The sequence below is a fragment of the Streptomyces dysideae genome, assembly GCF_001514305.1.
GTDB lineage: Bacteria > Actinomycetota > Actinomycetes > Streptomycetales > Streptomycetaceae > Streptomyces > Streptomyces dysideae.
Window position 1 is genome coordinate 332,984 of sequence record NZ_KQ949076.1, and the last position, 16,578, is coordinate 349,561.

The window sequence follows — 16,578 nt, forward strand, 5'->3', positions numbered from 1 at the left end:
GAAGGTTAGATACGCGAACCACCACCGTCAATGGCCCGTCACCCGCGCTTACGATCGGCACATGTCAGAGACAGGGGGCGTCCGCGAGGTGAAGTCCGCGGCCCGCACGGTCGAGTTGTTGGAGCTCCTCGCCGCGCGCGGCGACCGCCCGGCACGCCTTCAGGAGCTGGCCGACGAGCTGGACGTGCCGCGCAGCTCCATGTACGCGCTGCTCCAGACCCTGATCTCACGTGGCTGGGTCCGCACCGATGTCACCGGCTCCCTCTACGGCATCGGCATCCACGCCCTGCTCACCGGCACCAGCTACCTCGACTCCGACCCTCGCGTCCGGGTCGTACGCCCGTATCTCGACGAGGCGTCGGAGGCGCTGGGCGAGACGATCCACCTGGGCCGGCTGGACGGCCGGGACGTGGCGTATCTGGCGACGCGCGAGTCGCACGAGTACCTGCGCACGATCAGCCGGGTGGGCCGGCGCCTCCCCGCCCACGTCGGCGCCCTGGGCAAGGCACTCCTGGCCGAACACCCGGACGCCGACCTGCCCGAGGGCCCGTACGAGGCCCTCACCCCCAACTCCCACACCACCCGGGAGTCCCTGGCGGCAGACCTGGCGGAGATCCGGGCACGCGGCTACTCGATCGACCACGAGGAGGGCGTCCCCGGCATCATCGGCTTCGGCTTCGCGCTCCGCTACGACGATCCCGCACAGGACGCGATCAGCTGCTCGGTACCGGTGACCCGACTGACGCCGGCACACGAGGAGCGGATCGTGGCGGTGATGCGGGAGATCAGGACGAAGATCGAGACGACGGCACCTGCGGCGGGCGGGGCCGTGAGCTGGCGTTAGCGTCCGCGACGGACCTGCCTGGCCGGCCTGAGGCGGGCCACCGCCGAGGCTGGGCGGTGCTCGTCGGCTCAGCGTGGTCGCTCGGCGCGGCGCTCAGCCCGGCGGCCGGCCCGGCGGCCGCGTGGCGCTCAGCCCGGCGGCCGGCCCGGCGGCCGCGTGGCACTCCGCCCGGCGGCCGGGCGCTCCGCCCGGCGCTCCGCCCGGCGGTCGGCCCCGGCCCGGCGGTCGGCCCGGCGGTCGGCCCGGCGGTCGGCCCGGCGGTCGGCCCGGCGGTCGGCCCGGCGGTCGGCCCGGCGGTCGGCCCGGCGGTCGGCCCGGCGGTCGGCCCGGCGGTCGGCCCGGCGGTCGGCCCGGCGGTCGGCCCGGCGGTCGGCCCGGCGGTCGGCGCACGATACCGGTCGTGGCGATCCCGGTGGACGCGGACGCCCCCGCCGTGCCCGCCCGGCGGGCCTACGAGGCGGCGGGAGCCGCAGCGGGCGGTCAGCCGAACTCGTACGCCTCCACCTCGGCGAGATACCGCGCCCGCCGCTCCTCGTCGTGCTCCAGGAAGGACGCGAGGAACGAGTTGCAGGCCAGCTCACGCAACCGGTCCTCGCTCAGCCCCAGGGTCTGCCCTACGGCGTCGAAGTTGTCGCCGGCGTAGCCGCCGAAGTAGGCGGGGTCGTCGGAGTTGACCGTGCAGAGCAGCCCGGCGTCGAGCATGGCGGGCAGCGGGTGGTCGGCGAGGACGTCGACGGTACGCAGCCGGACGTTGGACAGCGGGCACAGGGTCAGCGGGATGCGCTCACGGACCAGACGGGCCACCAGCTCCTCGTCCTCCATGCAGCGCAGCCCGTGGTCGATACGCTCGACGCCGAGGACGTCCAGGGCCTCGGTGATGTACGCGGGCGGCCCCTCCTCACCGGCGTGCGCGACCCGGCGCAGACCGAGGGCGGCGGCGGCCTCGTACACCTCGCGGAACTTCACCGGCGGATGTCCGACCTCGGCCGAGTCGAGCCCGATGCCGACGATGCGGTCCAGGTAGGGCTTGGCGGCCTCCAGGGTCGCCATGGCCGAGTCGGCGGACTCGTCGCGCAGGAAGCAGAGGATGAGCTGGGTGCTGACCCCGTGGTTGTCCTCACTGCTCCCCAGCGCGCGCCACAGCCCCTCCACGACCGTGCCCATGCCGACGCCGCGCGCGAGGTGCGCCTGCGGGTCGAAGAAGATCTCCGCGTGCCGTACGCCCTGGGCGGCGGCGCGGGCGAGGTAGGCGTTCGCGAGGTCCTCGAAGTCCCGCTCGGTGCGCAGGACGGCCATGAGCTCGTAGTACAGGTTCAGGAAGGACTGCAGGTCCTCGAACCGGTACGCCTTGCGGAGCGCCTCGGTGTCGGCGTACGGCAGCTCGACGCCGTTGCGGGTGGCGAGCTCGAAGGCGAGTTCCGGCTCCAGGGTGCCTTCGATGTGGAGGTGCAGTTCTGCTTTGGGGAGGGACATCGCAGCATGGTACGAGGGTTCTACCGCCGTTTCGGAACCGGTACCCGCAGCAGATCGTGCGCCACCGTCAGCTCGCCCTCGAACCCGGCGGCCCGTGCCTGCCGCTCGAACTCGTCGGGTTCGGAGTAGCGCTGGCTGAAGTGGGTGAGCACGAGATGCCGTACGCCGGCGTCGCGCGCGACGGTGGCGGCCTGCCCGGCGGTGAGGTGCCCGTGCTCGACGGCGAGCTCGATGTCCGCGTCGAGGAAGGTCGACTCGATGACGAGCATGTCGCAGCCGTCGGCGAGGGCGTGCACGCCGTCGCAGAGCCGGGTGTCCATGACGAACGCGAACCGCTGGCCCCTGCGGGTCTCGCTGACGTCGTCGAGGGACACGCCGTCGAGAACGCCCTCGCGCTGGATCCGCCCGATGTCCGGGCCCTTGATGCCGTGGGCGGCGAGCCGTTCGGGCAGCATGCGGCGCCCGTCGGGCTCGACGAGCCGGTAGCCGTACGACTCGACGGGGTGGGACAGCTTGCGGGCCTCCAGCGTGTAGCTGCCGGTGACGGCGAGGACGCCGCCGTCTCCGGCGACCGGCGCCTGGGTGAGTTCGACGGTCTCGCGGTAGGCGGTGGCGTACCGGAGGCGGTCGAAGAAGCGCTGGCCGGAACGCGGGTAGTGGGCGGAGATCTCGTGCGGCACCTTGTCGAGGTTGATGCGCTGGATGACTCCCGCGAGGCCCAGCGAGTGGTCTCCGTGGAAATGCGTGACGCAGATCCGGTCGAGGTCGTGCGCGGCGGCGCCTGCGCGCACCATCTGCCGCTGCGTGCCCTCACCGGGGTCGAAGAGGATGCCCTCCCCGTCCCACCTGAGCAGGTAGCCGTTGTGGTTGCGGTGCCGGGTGGGGACCTGGCTGGCGGTGCCGAGGACCACCAATTCACGTACGGACACGGAGACTTACGTCCTTCGGAGTTACCCCGGGGGCCACTGCATGCCGCGGCCGCCGAGGACATGGGCGTGGGCGTGGAAGACGGTCTGGCCGGCGCCGGGCCCCGTGTTGAAGACGATCCGATAGCTCTCGAGCTTGTCCTCGTCGGCGACCGCCTCGGTCTCGCGCAGGATGTCCGCGGTGAGGGCGGGGTCGGCGGTGGCGAGTTCGGCGACGGTCGGGTAGTGCGCCTTGGGGATCACCAGGACGTGGGTCGGTGCCTGGGGGTTGATGTCCCGGAACGCGATGGTCGTCTCGGTCTCCCGCACGATCGTCGCCGGGACGTGCCCCGCGACGATCCTGCAGAACAGACAGTCGTCCTGCGGCTCCCCTGCCATGCGTGTGCCTCCTCACGCCGGATGATCCGTACGAGGGCATGCTAGTGCCCCAACAGGCGACATTCGCCCCGTCGCGACGCCCGGCACGCTCCCCCACTCGCCGCACCGGGCACAAACCCAAGTACGTCCAGTACGAGGGCTTGTACCCGGCACGCCGAGAGCACGCACCGGACGCCGCTCCTTGACGGGCGAACGTTGCCTGCCGGGGCACCAGCTATGCGGCCCTGGTCCGGGGGCGGAGCCCCCAGGGACGCGCACCCCCACGCACCCGCGCAGGACTCACAGCTCCGGCAACCCCGGCGCCACCTTCGCCCCCCGCTCCTCCAACCCCGCCAGCGCGATCCGGATCGCCTCGTCCAGCTGCGCGTCCCGCCCCGCCGCATAGTCCTGCGGCCGCTGCAGCACCTCCACATCCGGATCCACGCCGTGGTTCTCCACACCCCAGTCGTAACCCTCGAGCCAGATCGCGTACTTGGGCTGAGTGATCCGCGTGCCGTCGACCAGCCGGTACCGGTTGTCGATACCGATCACGCCACCCCACGTCCGCGTACCGACCACCGGCCCGATCCCCAGCGCCTTGATCGCCGCGTTGACGATGTCCCCGTCGGACCCGGAGAACTCGTTCGCGACGGCGACGACAGGCCCCCGAGGCGCGGCCTCCGGATAGCTGAACGGCCGCATGCCGCGCGGCACGCACCACCCGACGATCCGCCGGGCCAGCTTCTCGATGACGAGCTGGGAGGTGTGCCCGCCACGGTTCTCACGGACGTCGACGACCAGCCCGTCCCGCGCCACCTCCACCCGTAGGTCACGGTGGATCTGCGCCCACCCGGGCGCCTGCATGTCCGGCACATGCAGATAACCCAGCCGGCCACCGGACTGCGCATGGACGTACGCCCGCCGGTCGGCCACCCACGCGTGGTACCGCAACGGCTCCTCGTCCGCGATCGGCACCACGACCGCGTGCCGCAACTCCCCTCCCCCGGACGGCGAGATCGTCAGCTCCGTCGCCTTCCCCGCCGTGCCGACCAGCAGCGGCCCGGGCCCGGTCACCGAGTCCACCGGCACCCCGCCCACCGCGACGATCGCGTCCCCGGCCCGCACCGCGACCCCGGGCGCCGCCAGCGGAGCCCGGGCGTTCGGGTCGGACGTCTCCGACGGCAGGATCCGGTCGATGCGCCAACTGCCGTCCGTATGGCGGGAGATGTCGGCGCCCATCAGTCCCTGCCGGGCACCGCTGCCGTATCCCCCGCGGGGCGCGACGTACGCGTGCGAGGTGCCCAGCTCGCCCTGCACCTCGTACAGCAGGTCCACCAGGTCGTCGTGGGTGGCGATCCGGTCCAGCAGCGGCCGGTAGCGGTCGAGTACGCCGTCCCAGTCGACGCCGTTCATGTCCGGCCGCCAGTACTGGTCCCGCATGATGCGGCCGGTCTCCTCGTACATCTGCCGCCACTCGGCCGCCGGATCGACGGTCTGCCGTACGCGTCCCAGATCCACGGTGATGTTCGAGTCACTGTCGTCGTCGCTCGACGCGCGCCGGTCGCTCGGTACGACCTTCAGCTTGCTGTCGGTCCACAGCAGCACCCGCTTGCCGTCGCCGCTGACCTCGAAGTGGTCGGCGTCGGCTGCGAGATGCTCGACGCGCTGCTGGACGAGGTCGTAGCGCTCCAGCTCGGTCTTCGGGTCGGGGTCGTCCGGCGTGGCCCGGGAGGCACCGAGCGCCCCCCGCACAGGGTGGCGTAGCCACAGCACGCCGTCCTTCGCGGCCCGCAGGTTGCTGTACCGCGCCGCCTCCACCGGGAACGGCACGATCCGGTCGGCGAGCCCTTCGAGGTCTATGCGGGTCGTCGGGGTGCCCTCGCTGTCGGGGGTCTCGTCCTTGTCCGGCGCGTCGAAGGGGCGGCCGTGCCGCTGCGGTCCGAAGGGGGACGGGGTGGTGGCCGCGAGGGTGATCAGGTGCGGGCGGGAGCCCTCCACGAACGCCAGGTCGAAGGCGTGCTCGTCGTAGACCGGGTCGAAGGCACGCGTGGACAGGAACGCCAGGTGTTTGCCGTCCTGGGTGAAGGCGGGCGCGTAGTCCTGGAAGCGCAGCGGTGTCGCCTCGGTGACCGACAGGTCGGTGGTGTTGGCGAGCTTCAGCTGGCTCAGGGGTTCGGGGCCGGGGTGCGACCAGGCGAGCCAGGCCGAGTCGGGCGAGAAGACCAGGCCGGACACGTCGCCGTCCTCGCTGCGGTCGAGTTCGCGCACCTCGCCGGTCTCGCGCTCGACGAGCAGCACCCGCCCGTCGTGCGCGGCGACCGCGGCCCGGCTGCCGTCCGGCGCCATGGCGAGGTCGAGGACCCGGCCCAGCTGCCCGGCGGCCAGCCGGCGCGGGGTGGCGCCCGGGGCCAGTCCGGTGGTGGGCGCGAACTCCAGGGCGTCGTCACCCTCGGCGTCCGTCACCCACACCACCCAGTCCTCGCCCTCGGCGCGGAAGGTACGCGGCCGCCGGGCCCGTACGCCGGGTTCGGCGGCGAGCGCGCGGGTGGGGCCGGCGCGGTGGGTGACCCAGTGGACGGCGCCTCGGACGGAGACCGCGCTGCCGCGCGCGGTGTGGTCGGGGGACGCCGACCCGAACCAGCGGCCGGCGTTCACCGGGAACGGCTGCCGGTCGGTGCGCTGCCCGCCGAGCCGGATGTCGAGGCGGCGCGGCTCGGCCCCGTCGAGGTCGTCCAGCAGCCACAGTTCACCGGCGGAGACGTAGACGACCCGGCTGCCGTCGCTGGAGGCGTGCCGGGCGTAATACCCGTCGACGGGACTGTGCCGCCGTAGATCCGACCCGTCGGCGAGCGAGGAGTAGACGGCGCCGACGCCCTCGTGGTCGGAGAGGAACGCGATCCTCGCCCCGACCCACATGGGGTACTCGATGTTGCCGTCCAGCTCCTCATGCAGCCGTACGAAATCACCCTCGCCGGCCGGGTCGATCCACAGCTTCCCCGCCGTACCGCCCCGGTAGCGCTTCCACCGCGCCGCCTCCATGCTCATCGGCGCGGACAGCAGCACGGTGTGCGGGCCGTGGACGACGTCGCCTACGGGGCCGTACGGCAGGGTCGTGGCCGGGCCGCCGTCGAGTGGGACGGCGTGTGCCCAGGTGCGGCGCAGGGTGGCCTGGCCGTGGCTGGTGATCGCGAGGACCTGGCCCTCGGGGGTCCAGCCGCGTACCCGGGTCTGCCAACTGCCCCAGTGCGTCAGGCGCTTGGCGGGACCGCCGTCGACCGGCGCGATGTGCACCTCGGGGGCGCCGTCGCGGGTGGAGGTCCAGGCGACCGTCGTGCCGTCGGGTGCGATGCGGGGCAGGGTGACCGGCACGTTGTCGGCGCTGACCCGCCAGGCCCGTCCGCCGTCGAGTGGGGCGATCCACACATCGTCCTCGGCGGTGAAGGCGACCATCCCGCCGTGCAGATGCGGATACCGGACATACGAGGGAAACGGCGTCGTCGCAGGCTGTGTCACCCGATCACCCTACGCAGGGCGACCGTCCGTGGACAGGCGTTTGGATCACTTCCCCTCGGGCCAGCACTGCGGTTCCTCCTTGCAGTACACGGTCCTGGTGACGGTGACCGTGACGGTCGGGCCGGGTTGCTGACCGCCGTTACTGGCCGGCGGGTTGACCGGCGACGGGGTGCCGTCGCAGTCGCCGAGCCCCTCCACGTGGAACCACTCCTTGCCGTCGATCCTGGCGGTGAGGTCCCCGCGCACGCACTTGCCGTTCACGGCACGCGTGATCCTTCCGGTGACGGTGATGTCCTTGCCGTCGGTGGTCTCGCCCTCGCAGTCGACGTCGGCGACGCTGTTCTCGGTCGCCGAGGGTGTCGCGCGATTGCCGTAGGAGGCGGTGCAGGTCAGCCACTGCACGTCGGCCTTCTGCCGCTCCAGTTCCTTCGTCACGGCCTGGTCGGTCGTGAACGCCACCGACGCCGTGCTCAGACTGCCCGGCTCACAGGCGACGGCACCGCCGACGGCGGCCACCACGAGCCCGGCCGCACCCGCCACCCGCACTCCGCGCGGGCGAATCCAGTGATCCCGGCGACCCCAAAAGCGCATCAATGCCCCCATGGAGGGCACCCTGCCACTGTCCTCGCCGCCGCGGTAGAGGGCATACGGCCACTCGTTACTCTCACACGTCACCCTCGGGTGTCACCCAACAGCCCCTTCTCGGATGCCCGTTGACGACCTCGCGGATCCCTGCCGTGGTGCCCGCGCGGCGCACCTCGGACGACGCCGTTCAGGACGCCGTGGCCGACCCCGCCGCGGGACCGCCCGCGCCGCCAAGATCCAGGAGTCCTTCGCGGTCCGCCGCGAGAACGTCCGGCTGATCCCGGCGAAAAACCCGGGGACGAAGGGGTGTCCGGCTGCCTAGGGTGCCCGCATGGGTAACGACCGCAGGCTGCGCAGGCTCGTCGTGGACGAGCGGACCACATACAGGTGGAGCGTCCGGCACAAGCGCCAGGACGATGACGTGCCCCGCGACGTGCTGAACCTGTATCTCGACGGTGTGCGCACCCGGATCGTCTTCCGGCAGGGCGAGCGCGGCGCCGTCTCCGGCGGCTACTCGTACATCGGCTGCGTGTCGACCGGCCCCGGCAAGCTGCTCAACCTGCGCGAGCCCGGTGTGGTACGCGGTCTCCTCGACGAGGCGACGGCCCGCGGACTCCTGCCGGGGACCGCGGAGCTGGACGGCTGGGATTTGTTCGACGCCGTCCTCGACCGCGCGGGTTAGGGCCTGTCCGGCGGATCAGGTCGCAGGAACGTGGCGGCGACCGACGACAACGCGGCAGATGGGCGTGCCAGACCCCGCGTCTGCGGCATGATCCGCCGGACAGGCACTAGGGGGTGTTTCGAATGTCCTGTGCGGTGCCCGCGGTGTCCGGTGCGTGCTCTCGGCGTGCCGGACGAAAGCCCTCGTACTGGACGTACTTGGGCTTTTGGCCGGTGCGGCGAGTGGGGGCACCTCCCACGCCCTTAAGGCAGTGGGGGAGCGTGCCGGGCGCCGTGGGCGCTGTGCGGGACTTTCGAAACACCCCCTAGTCAGGACCACCGTCCGGTGCGGCCCAGGAGCAGTGCCGTCGCGGCCGTTCCGGCGGTGGAGGTGCGCAGGACCGTGCGGCCGAGGCGATACGCCTTCGCGCCGGCCTCCTCGAAGGCCGCCAACTCCTCTGGGGACACGCCCCCTTCAGGGCCGACGACCAGGACGATCTCGCCCTCGGTGGGGAGTTCGGCGGTGGCCAGCGGCTCGCTGCCGTAGTCGCGGTCCTCGTGCAGTACGGCGGCGAAGTCGGCCTTGGCGAGAAGTGCCGCGACCTGCTTGGTGGTCGCCGCGTCGGCGACCTCGGGGAAGCGGACCCGGCGGGACTGCTTGCCGGCCTCGCGGGCGGTGGCCCGCCATTTGGCGAGCGCCTTCAGGCCCCGGTCGCCCTTCCACTGGGTGATGCAGCGGGCCGCGGCCCACGGCACGATCGCGTCGACGCCGGTCTCGGTCATCGTCTCGACGGCCAGTTCACCGCGGTCGCCCTTGGGGAGGGCCTGGACGACGGTGATGCGAGGGGACTCCGCCGGTTCCTCGCGCACCTCGTGCAGCCGCACGACCAGCCGGTCCTTGCCCTCCGTGTCGGCCACCTCGCCCTCGGCCCAGCGGCCGGCACCGTCCGTGAGGACGACGCTCTCCCCGACCCGCAGCCGCTTGACGGAGACCGCGTGCCGCCCTTCGGGACCGTCGAGGACGAACCGGCCGCCCGCCCCCGCCGCGAAGTCCTCGACCACGAACACCGGTGCCGTCATCGGCCCGCACCGCCCTTGGGAAACGCCGACAACGCCGTCGTCGCCGCGTCGAGTTCGGCGGCCAGCACCTCCACCAGCTGCCCGGCGGCCAGTTCGCGCGCCATCCGGTGGCCCTGTCCCGACCACAGCGCCATGCCCTGCGCGTCACCGGACGCGGCGGCCTTCTTGCGCAGGGGCGAGGTGAGGTGGTGGACCTCGGGGTAGGCGGCGGGCGCGTAGGGGCCGTGCTCGCGCAGGAAGCGGTTGACCAGGCCACGGGCCGGGCGGCCGGAGAACGCGCGGGTCAACTCCGTGCGCACGAACAGGGGGTTGGTCAGCGCCTGCTTGTGCAGGGCGTTGGCGCCGGACTCGGACGTGGCGAGGAAGGCGGTGCCCAGCTGGGCCGCGCAGGCGCCCGCGGCGATCACGGCGGCGATCTGGCTGCCGCGCATGATGCCGCCGGCGGCGACGATCGGGATGCTCACGGTCTCCCGGACCTGGGCGACCAGCGACAGCAGCCCGATGCCGGTGCCGTCGGTCTCCGGGTTGTCCCGGTGGGTGCCCTGGTGGCCGCCGGCTTCCACGCCCTGCGCGATCACCGCGTCGGCGCCGGCCCGCTGCACGGCGAGGGCCTCGTCGGCGGTGGTCGCCGTGACCAGGGTGAAGGTTCCGGCACGGCGGAGGGAGTCCAGGACGTCCGGGTTCGGCACGCCGAAGTGGAAGGAGACCACCGGTACCGGGTTGTCGAGCAGAACGGCGAGCTTGGCGTCGTAGCCGTCGTCCCGGCCGCTGTCCGGGTCGCCGAGCTCGGTCTCGTACCAGGCGGCCTCGCCGGCCAGCTGATGGGCGTAGACATCGACCGCTGCCGCGTCGGCGTACTCCGGCTGCGGCATGAACAGGTTCACGCCGAAGGGACGGCTGGTGAGTCCCCGCAGCTGCTTGATCTCCTGGTACATGCCGTCGGCTGTCTTGTACCCGGCGGCGAGGAATCCGAGCCCCCCGGCCTCGGACACGGCGGCGGCGAGCTGCGGCACGGAGACGCCGCCCGCCATGGGAGCCTGCACGATCGGATGGGGGAAGAGATCGGTCAGCGCGGAGGACATGACGGCATGTTGTCACGTCCTCCGAACAAGTCCGAATCCGGCCTTCCGGCAGGCATACGCCACCAGCGGCGCCGAATTTCAGCGACCGCCAACGCCCGATATCAGCGACCGTTGAAGGCGTCCTTCAGCCGCGAGAAAAGCCCCTGCTGCCCGAGCTGGCCGTACCCACCCGGGGACCGACCCCCGGACCCCCAGCAGTCACCACAGCGCGCATCAACGCCCATTGAAAGCATCCTTCAGCCGCGAGAAAAGCCCCTGCTGCCCGGGCTGAAACTGACCCTGAGGCCTTTCCTCACCCCGCAGCTTGGCCAGCTCGCGCAGCAACCTCTCCTGCTCCGGGTCCAGCTTCGTCGGGGTCTGCACCTCGACGTGGACGATGAGGTCGCCTCGTCCGCCGCCCCGCAGATGCGTGACGCCACGGCCGTGCAGCGGGATCGACTGACCGGACTGGGTGCCCGGGCGGATGTCGACCTCCTCCAGGCCGTCGAGGGTCTCCAACGGGACCTTGGTGCCGAGGGACGCCGCCGTCATCGGGATCGTGACCGTGCAGTGCAGGTCGTCGCCGCGCCGCTGGAACATCGCGTGCGGCAGCTCGTGGATCTCGACGTACAGGTCACCGGCCGGACCGCCACCGGGCCCGACCTCGCCCTCGCCGGCGAGCTGGATGCGGGTGCCGTTGTCGACACCAGCGGGGATCTTGACGGTGAGGGTACGGCGGGACCGGACCCGTCCGTCGCCCGCGCACTCGGGGCACGGCGTCGGGACCACGGTTCCGAAGCCCTGACACTGCGGACAGGGCCGGGACGTCATGACCTGCCCCAGGAAGGACCGCGTCACCTGCGACACCTCACCGCGACCGCGGCACATGTCACACGTCTGAGCGGAGGTCCCCGGAGCCGCGCCCTCACCGTTGCAGGTGTTGCAGACGACGGCCGTGTCGACCTGGATGTCCTTCGTCGTGCCGAAGGCCGCCTCGTCGAGCTCGATCTCCAGCCGGATCATCGCGTCCTGGCCCCGGCGGGTGCGCGAGCGCGGCCCGCGCTGCGACGCCGTACCGAAGAACGCGTCCATGATGTCCGAGAAGTTCCCGAAGCCGCCCGCGCCGAAGCCGCCCGCGCCCGCGCCGCCCGCCTGCGAGAGGGGGTCGCCGCCGAGGTCGTAGACCTGCTTCTTCTGCGGGTCCGACAGCACCTCGTAAGCGGCGTTGATCTCCTTGAACCGCTCCTGGGTCTTCGGATCCGGGTTGACGTCCGGGTGCAGCTCGCGTGCGAGCCGCCGGAAGGCCTTCTTGATCTCTTCCTGCGACGCGTCGCGGCGCACGCCGAGAACGGCGTAATAGTCGGTGGCCACTTACGACTCCGCCAGGATCTGTCCGACGTACCGTGCCACTGCGCGTACCGCTCCCATCGTTCCCGGGTAATCCATGCGGGTCGGTCCGACCACGCCGAGCTTGGCGACTGCCTCGCCGCCCGAACCGTAGCCGACCGACACCACGGAAGTGGAGTTGAGTCCCTCATAGGCGTTCTCGTGCCCGATGCGCACGGTCATGCCCGAATCCCCCGCCTCGCCAAGGAGCTTGAGGAGCACGACCTGCTCCTCGAGGGCCTCCAGGACGGGCCGGATGGTGAGGGGGAAGTCATGTCCGAAGCGGGTCAGATTGGCGGTGCCGCCGATCATCAGCCGCTCCTCGTTCTCCTCGACGAGTGTCTCCAGCAGGGTGGAGAGCACGGCCGCGACGGTGCCGCGGTCCTCGAGGTCGAAGGCTTCGTGGAGGTCCTCGACGAGCCTCGGCACATCGGTGAAGCGCCGGCCCGTGATCCGGCTGTTGAGCCGGGCCCGCAGATCGGCGAGAGACGTTTCGCCGAACGGCGCCGGACAGTCGATCATCCGCTGCTCGACCCGCCCGGTGTCCGTGATCAGTACGAGCATCACGCGCGCCGGCGCGAGTGACAGCAGCTCGACATGCCGGACGGTGGACCGGGTGAGCGACGGATACTGCACGACGGCGACCTGCCGCGTGAGCTGGGCAAGCAGCCGAACCGTCCGCGCCACCACGTCGTCGAGATCGACGGCGCCTTCGAGGAAGTTCTGGATGGCACGCCGCTCCGGCGCGGTCATCGGCTTGACGCCGGCCAGCTTGTCCACGAACAGCCGGTAGCCCTTGTCGGTGGGGATGCGACCTGCGCTGGTGTGCGGCTGGGCGATGAACCCCTCGTCCTCCAGGGCGGCCATGTCGTTGCGGACCGTGGCCGGGGAGACGCCGAGGTTGTGCCGCTCGGTGAGGGCCTTCGACCCCACCGGCTCCTCGGTGCCGACATAGTCCTGGACGATGGCGCGCAGGACCTGGAGCCGTCGCTCACTCAGCATCGCGCTCACCTCCAGTAGTCGTCCCCTTGCGCTTGCCTGGCACTCAACGCTTCCGAGTGCCAGCCGTCCCCGGCCCAGTGTACGGCGGTGGGGTACGCCCCGGGCAAGGCAGCCTGCGATGCCGTGCCCGAAGACGGTGTCTTGGCTAGCGTCGCGGTATGACGGTGACTTGGGAAGAGCTGGGGTGGGAGCGGGTCGCGGCCGGGGTCGGGCGGTGCCGGCTGCCGGTGTGGGACTGCACGGCCGGGCTGATCGTCGGGGACGGCACGGCTCTGGTGATCGACGCGGGGTCGAGCCTCGGGGAGGGCGCTCGGTTGCGTACGCGGGCGCAGGAACTCACGGGTCACCGTGTGACTCATCTCGCGCTGACGCATCCGCACTTCGACCATGTTTTCGGGGCGGCGGCGTTCGCGGGGGCGGAGGTGTACGGCCCGGTCGGCATGGACACGGTGTTCGCGTACGAGCGGGACGCGCTGCGCGCGGACGCGGTACGGAACGGGCTGGACCCGGCCGCGGCGGACGAGGCGGTGGACGCCCTGGTCCTCCCCCGCCACCAGGTGAGCGGCGAGTGGACCCTCGACCTGGGCGGCGGCTGCCAGGTCCTCCTGGCGAACGTGGGCCCCGGCCACACCGCCCACGACCTGGCGGTCCTGGTGCCGGGCTCGCCCGAGGTGGTCTTCTGCGGCGACCTGGTGGAGGAGTCCGGCGAACCCCAGGCCGGCCCCGACGCCGTACCGTCCCACTGGCCGGCGGCCCTGGACCGCCTCCTCGACCTGGGCGGCGAGGACGCGCTGTACGTGCCTGGTCACGGAGCGGTGGTGGACGCGGCGTTCGTACGGCGTCAACGGGACGCCCTGGCAACCCGTTTCGGCGTGTCGCTCTGATGACCTCCGGGCTTCTCCTATCGTCATCCGAATGCGCCAGTACTCTCCGGACCTGACCCCGCCGTGGAAGAAGCCCAAGCCCGTCCCCGAGGTCCCGGCGGAGCCCGGTCTGGTGGTCGAGGAGCCGGGCACCGGGTTCTGCGGCGCGGTGATCCGCTGCGAGGCGGGCACGGTGACGCTGGAGGACCGTTTCGGCAAGCACCGGGTGTTCCCGCTGGAGCCGCGGGGCTTCCTGCTGGAGGGCAGGGTGGTGACGCTGGTCCGCCCCGCGTCGGGCGCCCCCGTACGCCCCACCCGCACCGCATCGGGCTCGGTGGCCGTCCCGACGGCACGCGCGCGCGTGGCCCGCGCCGGCCGCATCTATGTCGAGGGCCGCCATGACGCCGAGCTGGTCGAGAAGGTGTGGGGCGACGATCTGCGCGTCGAGGGCGTGGTCGTGGAGTACCTGGAGGGCGTCGACGACCTCCCGTCGATCGTGGCCGAATTCGCCCCCGGCCCCGACGCCCGTCTGGGCATCCTGGTGGACCACCTGGTACCGGGCACGAAGGAGTGGCGGATCGCCCAGTCGGTGACCAGCGAGCACGCCCTGGTCGTGGGCCACCCGTACATCGACGTCTGGGAGGCGGTGAAACCGTCGTCCCTGGGCATCCCGGGCTGGCCACGGGTCCCGCACGGCCAGGACTGGAAGACGGGGGTGTGCCGGGCGCTGGGGTGGCCGTCGGAGAACACCGGGGCGGTGTGGCAGGCGATTCTGAAGCGAGTGGGGTCTTACAAGGACCTGGAGCCGGAGTTGCTGGGGAGGGTTGAGGAGCTGATCGACTTCGTTACGGAAGTCGGTGACGCCTGACCCCGGTGAGGATCCCGAATTCGCTCGTGTCCAGTTCAATGCCGAGCAAGTCGAGCAGGACGGGGTCACCGAACTTCGTGATCCATTGCCCACGGTAGTCGGCCTGGTCTCCTTCACCGATGGGGTCGGTGAGTAGAACGCTGTGCGCCACGATCGGGTCGATGATCAGGTAGGCAGGGATTTTGCCTGCCGCGTAGATGGAACGCTTGATCCCGTAGTCCCGGTCGACGCTCGTCTTCGAGACCACCTCGACCACCAAAGTGACCAACTGGGACGGCACCAGATGGCCTGAGTCTGGAGCCACTCCCCGTTCCAGCACCACCAGGTCCGGAATGGGCTCGCTGGCCTCGTCAATGATGTCCACGTCCGTCGTCTGGAGCCGTTCCCAGCGCTTGCGCGGGATTTGGTCCTGAACGTCCACCACGATCCGGTTATGCACCAGATCGGGAGTGGCCATCATCACGATTTCCCCCCGGAGAAGCTCAACCTTGATGCCCTCGGGAGGCTCAAGCTCCTCGAAGTACTTGGTCATCCCACGCTCGTCCACAGCGGTCATCTCCGTGGCCCTCCACATCCGCCGCGTACTTTTGTCGGCAGCCTACGAACCAGGTTAGGGACCGAACCGGCGTTCCGCACCGATTCACTCGCCCGAGTGATCAGTCCACCAAATCCCTGACCACCGCATCCGCCAGCAACCGCCCTCGCAAGGTCAGCACCGCACGCTCCTCCCCATACGGCCCCTCCTGCAGCAGCCCCTCCCCCAGCGCCCTGCGCGCAGCCGCAAGCCCCTCAGCCCGCAGCAGATCAAGCGGCACCCCCTCCCGGAGCCGCAGCTCCAGCAGGATCCGTTCCACCCGGCGGTCCTCCTCCGTCAGGAGCTCCCGCCCGGCCCCCGGCGACCGCCCGCCCGCCAGCGCCGCCGCGTACGCCCCCGGATGCTTCACGTTCCACCATCGCACCCCGCCCACATGACTGTGCGCACCGGGCCCCGCACCCCACCAGTCGGCGCCCCGCCAGTACAGCTCGTTGTGGAGGCAGCGCCCGGCCTCCGAGGTCGCCCAGTTCGAGACCTCGTACCAGTCGAAGCCCGCCGCCGAGAGCAGCTCCTCCGCGATCAGGTACCGGTCGGCGTGCACGTCGTCGTCCGTCATCGGGACCTCTCCCCGCCGGATGCGCCGCGCCAGCTGCGTACCCTCCTCGACGATCAGCGCATACGCCGAGATGTGGTCGGGGCCGGCGCCCAGAGCCGCCCGCAGCGACTCCCGCCAGTCGTCGTCCGACTCCCCCGGCGTGCCATAGATCAGGTCGAGGTTCACGTGCTCGAACCCCGCCGCCCGCGCCTCCGCCACGCACTCCTCCGGCCGCCCCGGCGTGTGTGTACGGTCCAGCACGCGCAGCACATGCCGCTTCGCGCTCTGCATGCCGAAGGAGATCCGGTTGAAGCCGCCCTGCCGGAGGGTCGCCAGGTACGCCGGGTTCACCGACTCCGGGTTCGCCTCCGTCGTGATCTCCGCGTCCGGCGCCAGCCCGAACTCGTCGCGGACCGCACCGAGCATCCGTACGAGATCACCCGCCGCCAGCAGCGTCGGCGTACCGCCGCCCACGAACACCGTGCGGACGGGACGCGGGTCGTCGCCGAGCACCTTCCGCGCCAGGCGGATCTCGTCGATCACCGTGTCCGCGTAGTTGTCACGGGAGGCGAGGACACCGCCGGTGCCGCGCAGCTCGGTCGCCGTGTAGGTGTTGAAGTCGCAGTAGCCGCAGCGGGTCGCGCAGTACGGGACGTGCAGATAGAACCCGAGGGGTCGGCCGGCGGCCCCGGCGAGCGCGGGCGCGGGCAGTGCGCCGTCGTCGGGGACGGGCTCGCCGTCGGGGAGTGCGGAAGGCATGTGGTCCATTGTCCCGTACGTCCGTACGCATACCGGCCACGGACGGCCGGGCGTCGAAGCAGTGCGCGGCC

At 71.5% G+C, this 16,578-nt stretch carries 15 protein-coding genes; 4 read left to right on the forward strand and 11 right to left on the reverse strand.

The genetic code is table 11. From position 1 onward, the window contains the following. Positions 1-61 precede the first annotated feature (61 nt). Positions 62-844: an IclR family transcriptional regulator gene (locus AQJ91_RS04815; protein WP_067016686.1), complete on the forward strand. Its 783-nt coding sequence runs from the start codon at positions 62-64 to the stop codon at positions 842-844. 480 nt (positions 845-1,324) lie between these two features. Here AQJ91_RS04815 and AQJ91_RS04820 read toward each other — a convergent pair whose 3' ends face one another. The 5 genes from AQJ91_RS04820 to AQJ91_RS04840 form a co-directional block, all read right to left on the reverse strand. Continuing rightward, positions 1,325-2,317 (reverse strand): adenosine deaminase, encoded by a 993-nt coding sequence (locus AQJ91_RS04820; protein WP_067016688.1) that lies wholly within the window; start codon positions 2,315-2,317, stop codon positions 1,325-1,327. 20 nt (positions 2,318-2,337) lie between these two features. Continuing rightward, entirely contained in the window at positions 2,338-3,246 is a 909-nt protein-coding gene (locus AQJ91_RS04825; protein ID WP_067016690.1) for a ribonuclease Z, read from the reverse strand. Between the two features lie 21 nt (positions 3,247-3,267). Beyond that, positions 3,268-3,621 carry a histidine triad nucleotide-binding protein gene (locus AQJ91_RS04830; RefSeq protein ID WP_067016692.1) on the reverse strand — a complete coding sequence of 118 codons (354 nt, stop codon included), beginning with the start codon at positions 3,619-3,621 and terminating at the stop codon, positions 3,268-3,270. Between the two features lie 279 nt (positions 3,622-3,900). After that, a complete protein-coding gene (locus AQJ91_RS04835; RefSeq protein WP_079084673.1) occupies positions 3,901-7,113 on the reverse strand; it encodes a S41 family peptidase in 3,213 nt (1,070 codons plus the stop codon). Positions 7,114-7,158: 45 nt separating this feature from the next. After that, positions 7,159-7,716 carry a hypothetical protein gene (locus tag AQJ91_RS04840; protein WP_067016696.1) on the reverse strand — a complete coding sequence of 186 codons (558 nt, stop codon included), beginning with the start codon at positions 7,714-7,716 and terminating at the stop codon, positions 7,159-7,161. 313 nt (positions 7,717-8,029) lie between these two features. Here AQJ91_RS04840 and AQJ91_RS04845 point away from each other — a divergent pair, with 313 nt between their 5' ends. Beyond that, positions 8,030-8,380 carry a hypothetical protein gene (locus tag AQJ91_RS04845; RefSeq protein ID WP_107122342.1) on the forward strand — a complete coding sequence of 117 codons (351 nt, stop codon included), beginning with the start codon at positions 8,030-8,032 and terminating at the stop codon, positions 8,378-8,380. 308 nt (positions 8,381-8,688) lie between these two features. Here the strand turns inward: AQJ91_RS04845 and AQJ91_RS04850 are convergent, their stop codons facing one another. From AQJ91_RS04850 to hrcA, 4 genes are all read right to left on the reverse strand, one after another. Then, positions 8,689-9,438, reverse strand: coding sequence for a 16S rRNA (uracil(1498)-N(3))-methyltransferase (locus AQJ91_RS04850; RefSeq protein ID WP_067016698.1), 750 nt, complete (start codon positions 9,436-9,438; stop codon positions 8,689-8,691). Continuing rightward, positions 9,435-10,520: a nitronate monooxygenase gene (locus tag AQJ91_RS04855; RefSeq protein ID WP_067016700.1), complete on the reverse strand. Its 1,086-nt coding sequence runs from the start codon at positions 10,518-10,520 to the stop codon at positions 9,435-9,437. The genes AQJ91_RS04850 and AQJ91_RS04855 overlap by 4 nt, the downstream gene beginning before the upstream one ends. Positions 10,521-10,733: 213 nt before the next feature. Then, entirely contained in the window at positions 10,734-11,870 is a 1,137-nt protein-coding gene (dnaJ, locus tag AQJ91_RS04860; RefSeq protein WP_067016702.1) for a molecular chaperone DnaJ, read from the reverse strand. After that, positions 11,871-12,887 carry a heat-inducible transcriptional repressor HrcA gene (gene hrcA / locus AQJ91_RS04865; RefSeq protein WP_067016705.1) on the reverse strand — a complete coding sequence of 339 codons (1,017 nt, stop codon included), beginning with the start codon at positions 12,885-12,887 and terminating at the stop codon, positions 11,871-11,873. It abuts the gene before it with no gap. A gap of 158 nt (positions 12,888-13,045) precedes the next feature. Between hrcA and AQJ91_RS04870 the strand changes: the two genes are divergently transcribed. Both AQJ91_RS04870 and AQJ91_RS04875 read left to right on the forward strand, forming a co-directional pair. Then, positions 13,046-13,771, forward strand: a complete 726-nt coding sequence (locus AQJ91_RS04870; protein WP_067016707.1) for an MBL fold metallo-hydrolase — start codon at positions 13,046-13,048, stop codon at positions 13,769-13,771. Positions 13,772-13,802: 31 nt separating this feature from the next. Then, positions 13,803-14,618, forward strand: coding sequence for a DUF3097 domain-containing protein (locus AQJ91_RS04875; protein WP_067016709.1), 816 nt, complete (start codon positions 13,803-13,805; stop codon positions 14,616-14,618). On the opposite strand, the gene AQJ91_RS04880 is transcribed toward AQJ91_RS04875, so the two are convergent. Next, complete coding sequence (locus AQJ91_RS04880; RefSeq protein ID WP_079084675.1) at positions 14,596-15,174, reverse strand: Uma2 family endonuclease; 579 nt, start codon at positions 15,172-15,174, stop codon at positions 14,596-14,598. The genes AQJ91_RS04875 and AQJ91_RS04880 overlap by 23 nt on opposite strands. 100 nt (positions 15,175-15,274) lie before the next feature. Then, the gene (gene hemW, locus AQJ91_RS04885) at positions 15,275-16,507 is read right to left on the reverse strand and encodes a radical SAM family heme chaperone HemW (protein WP_067017212.1); all 1,233 of its coding nucleotides are present in this window, start codon (positions 16,505-16,507) and stop codon (positions 15,275-15,277) included. Positions 16,508-16,578: the final 71 nt, after the last annotated feature.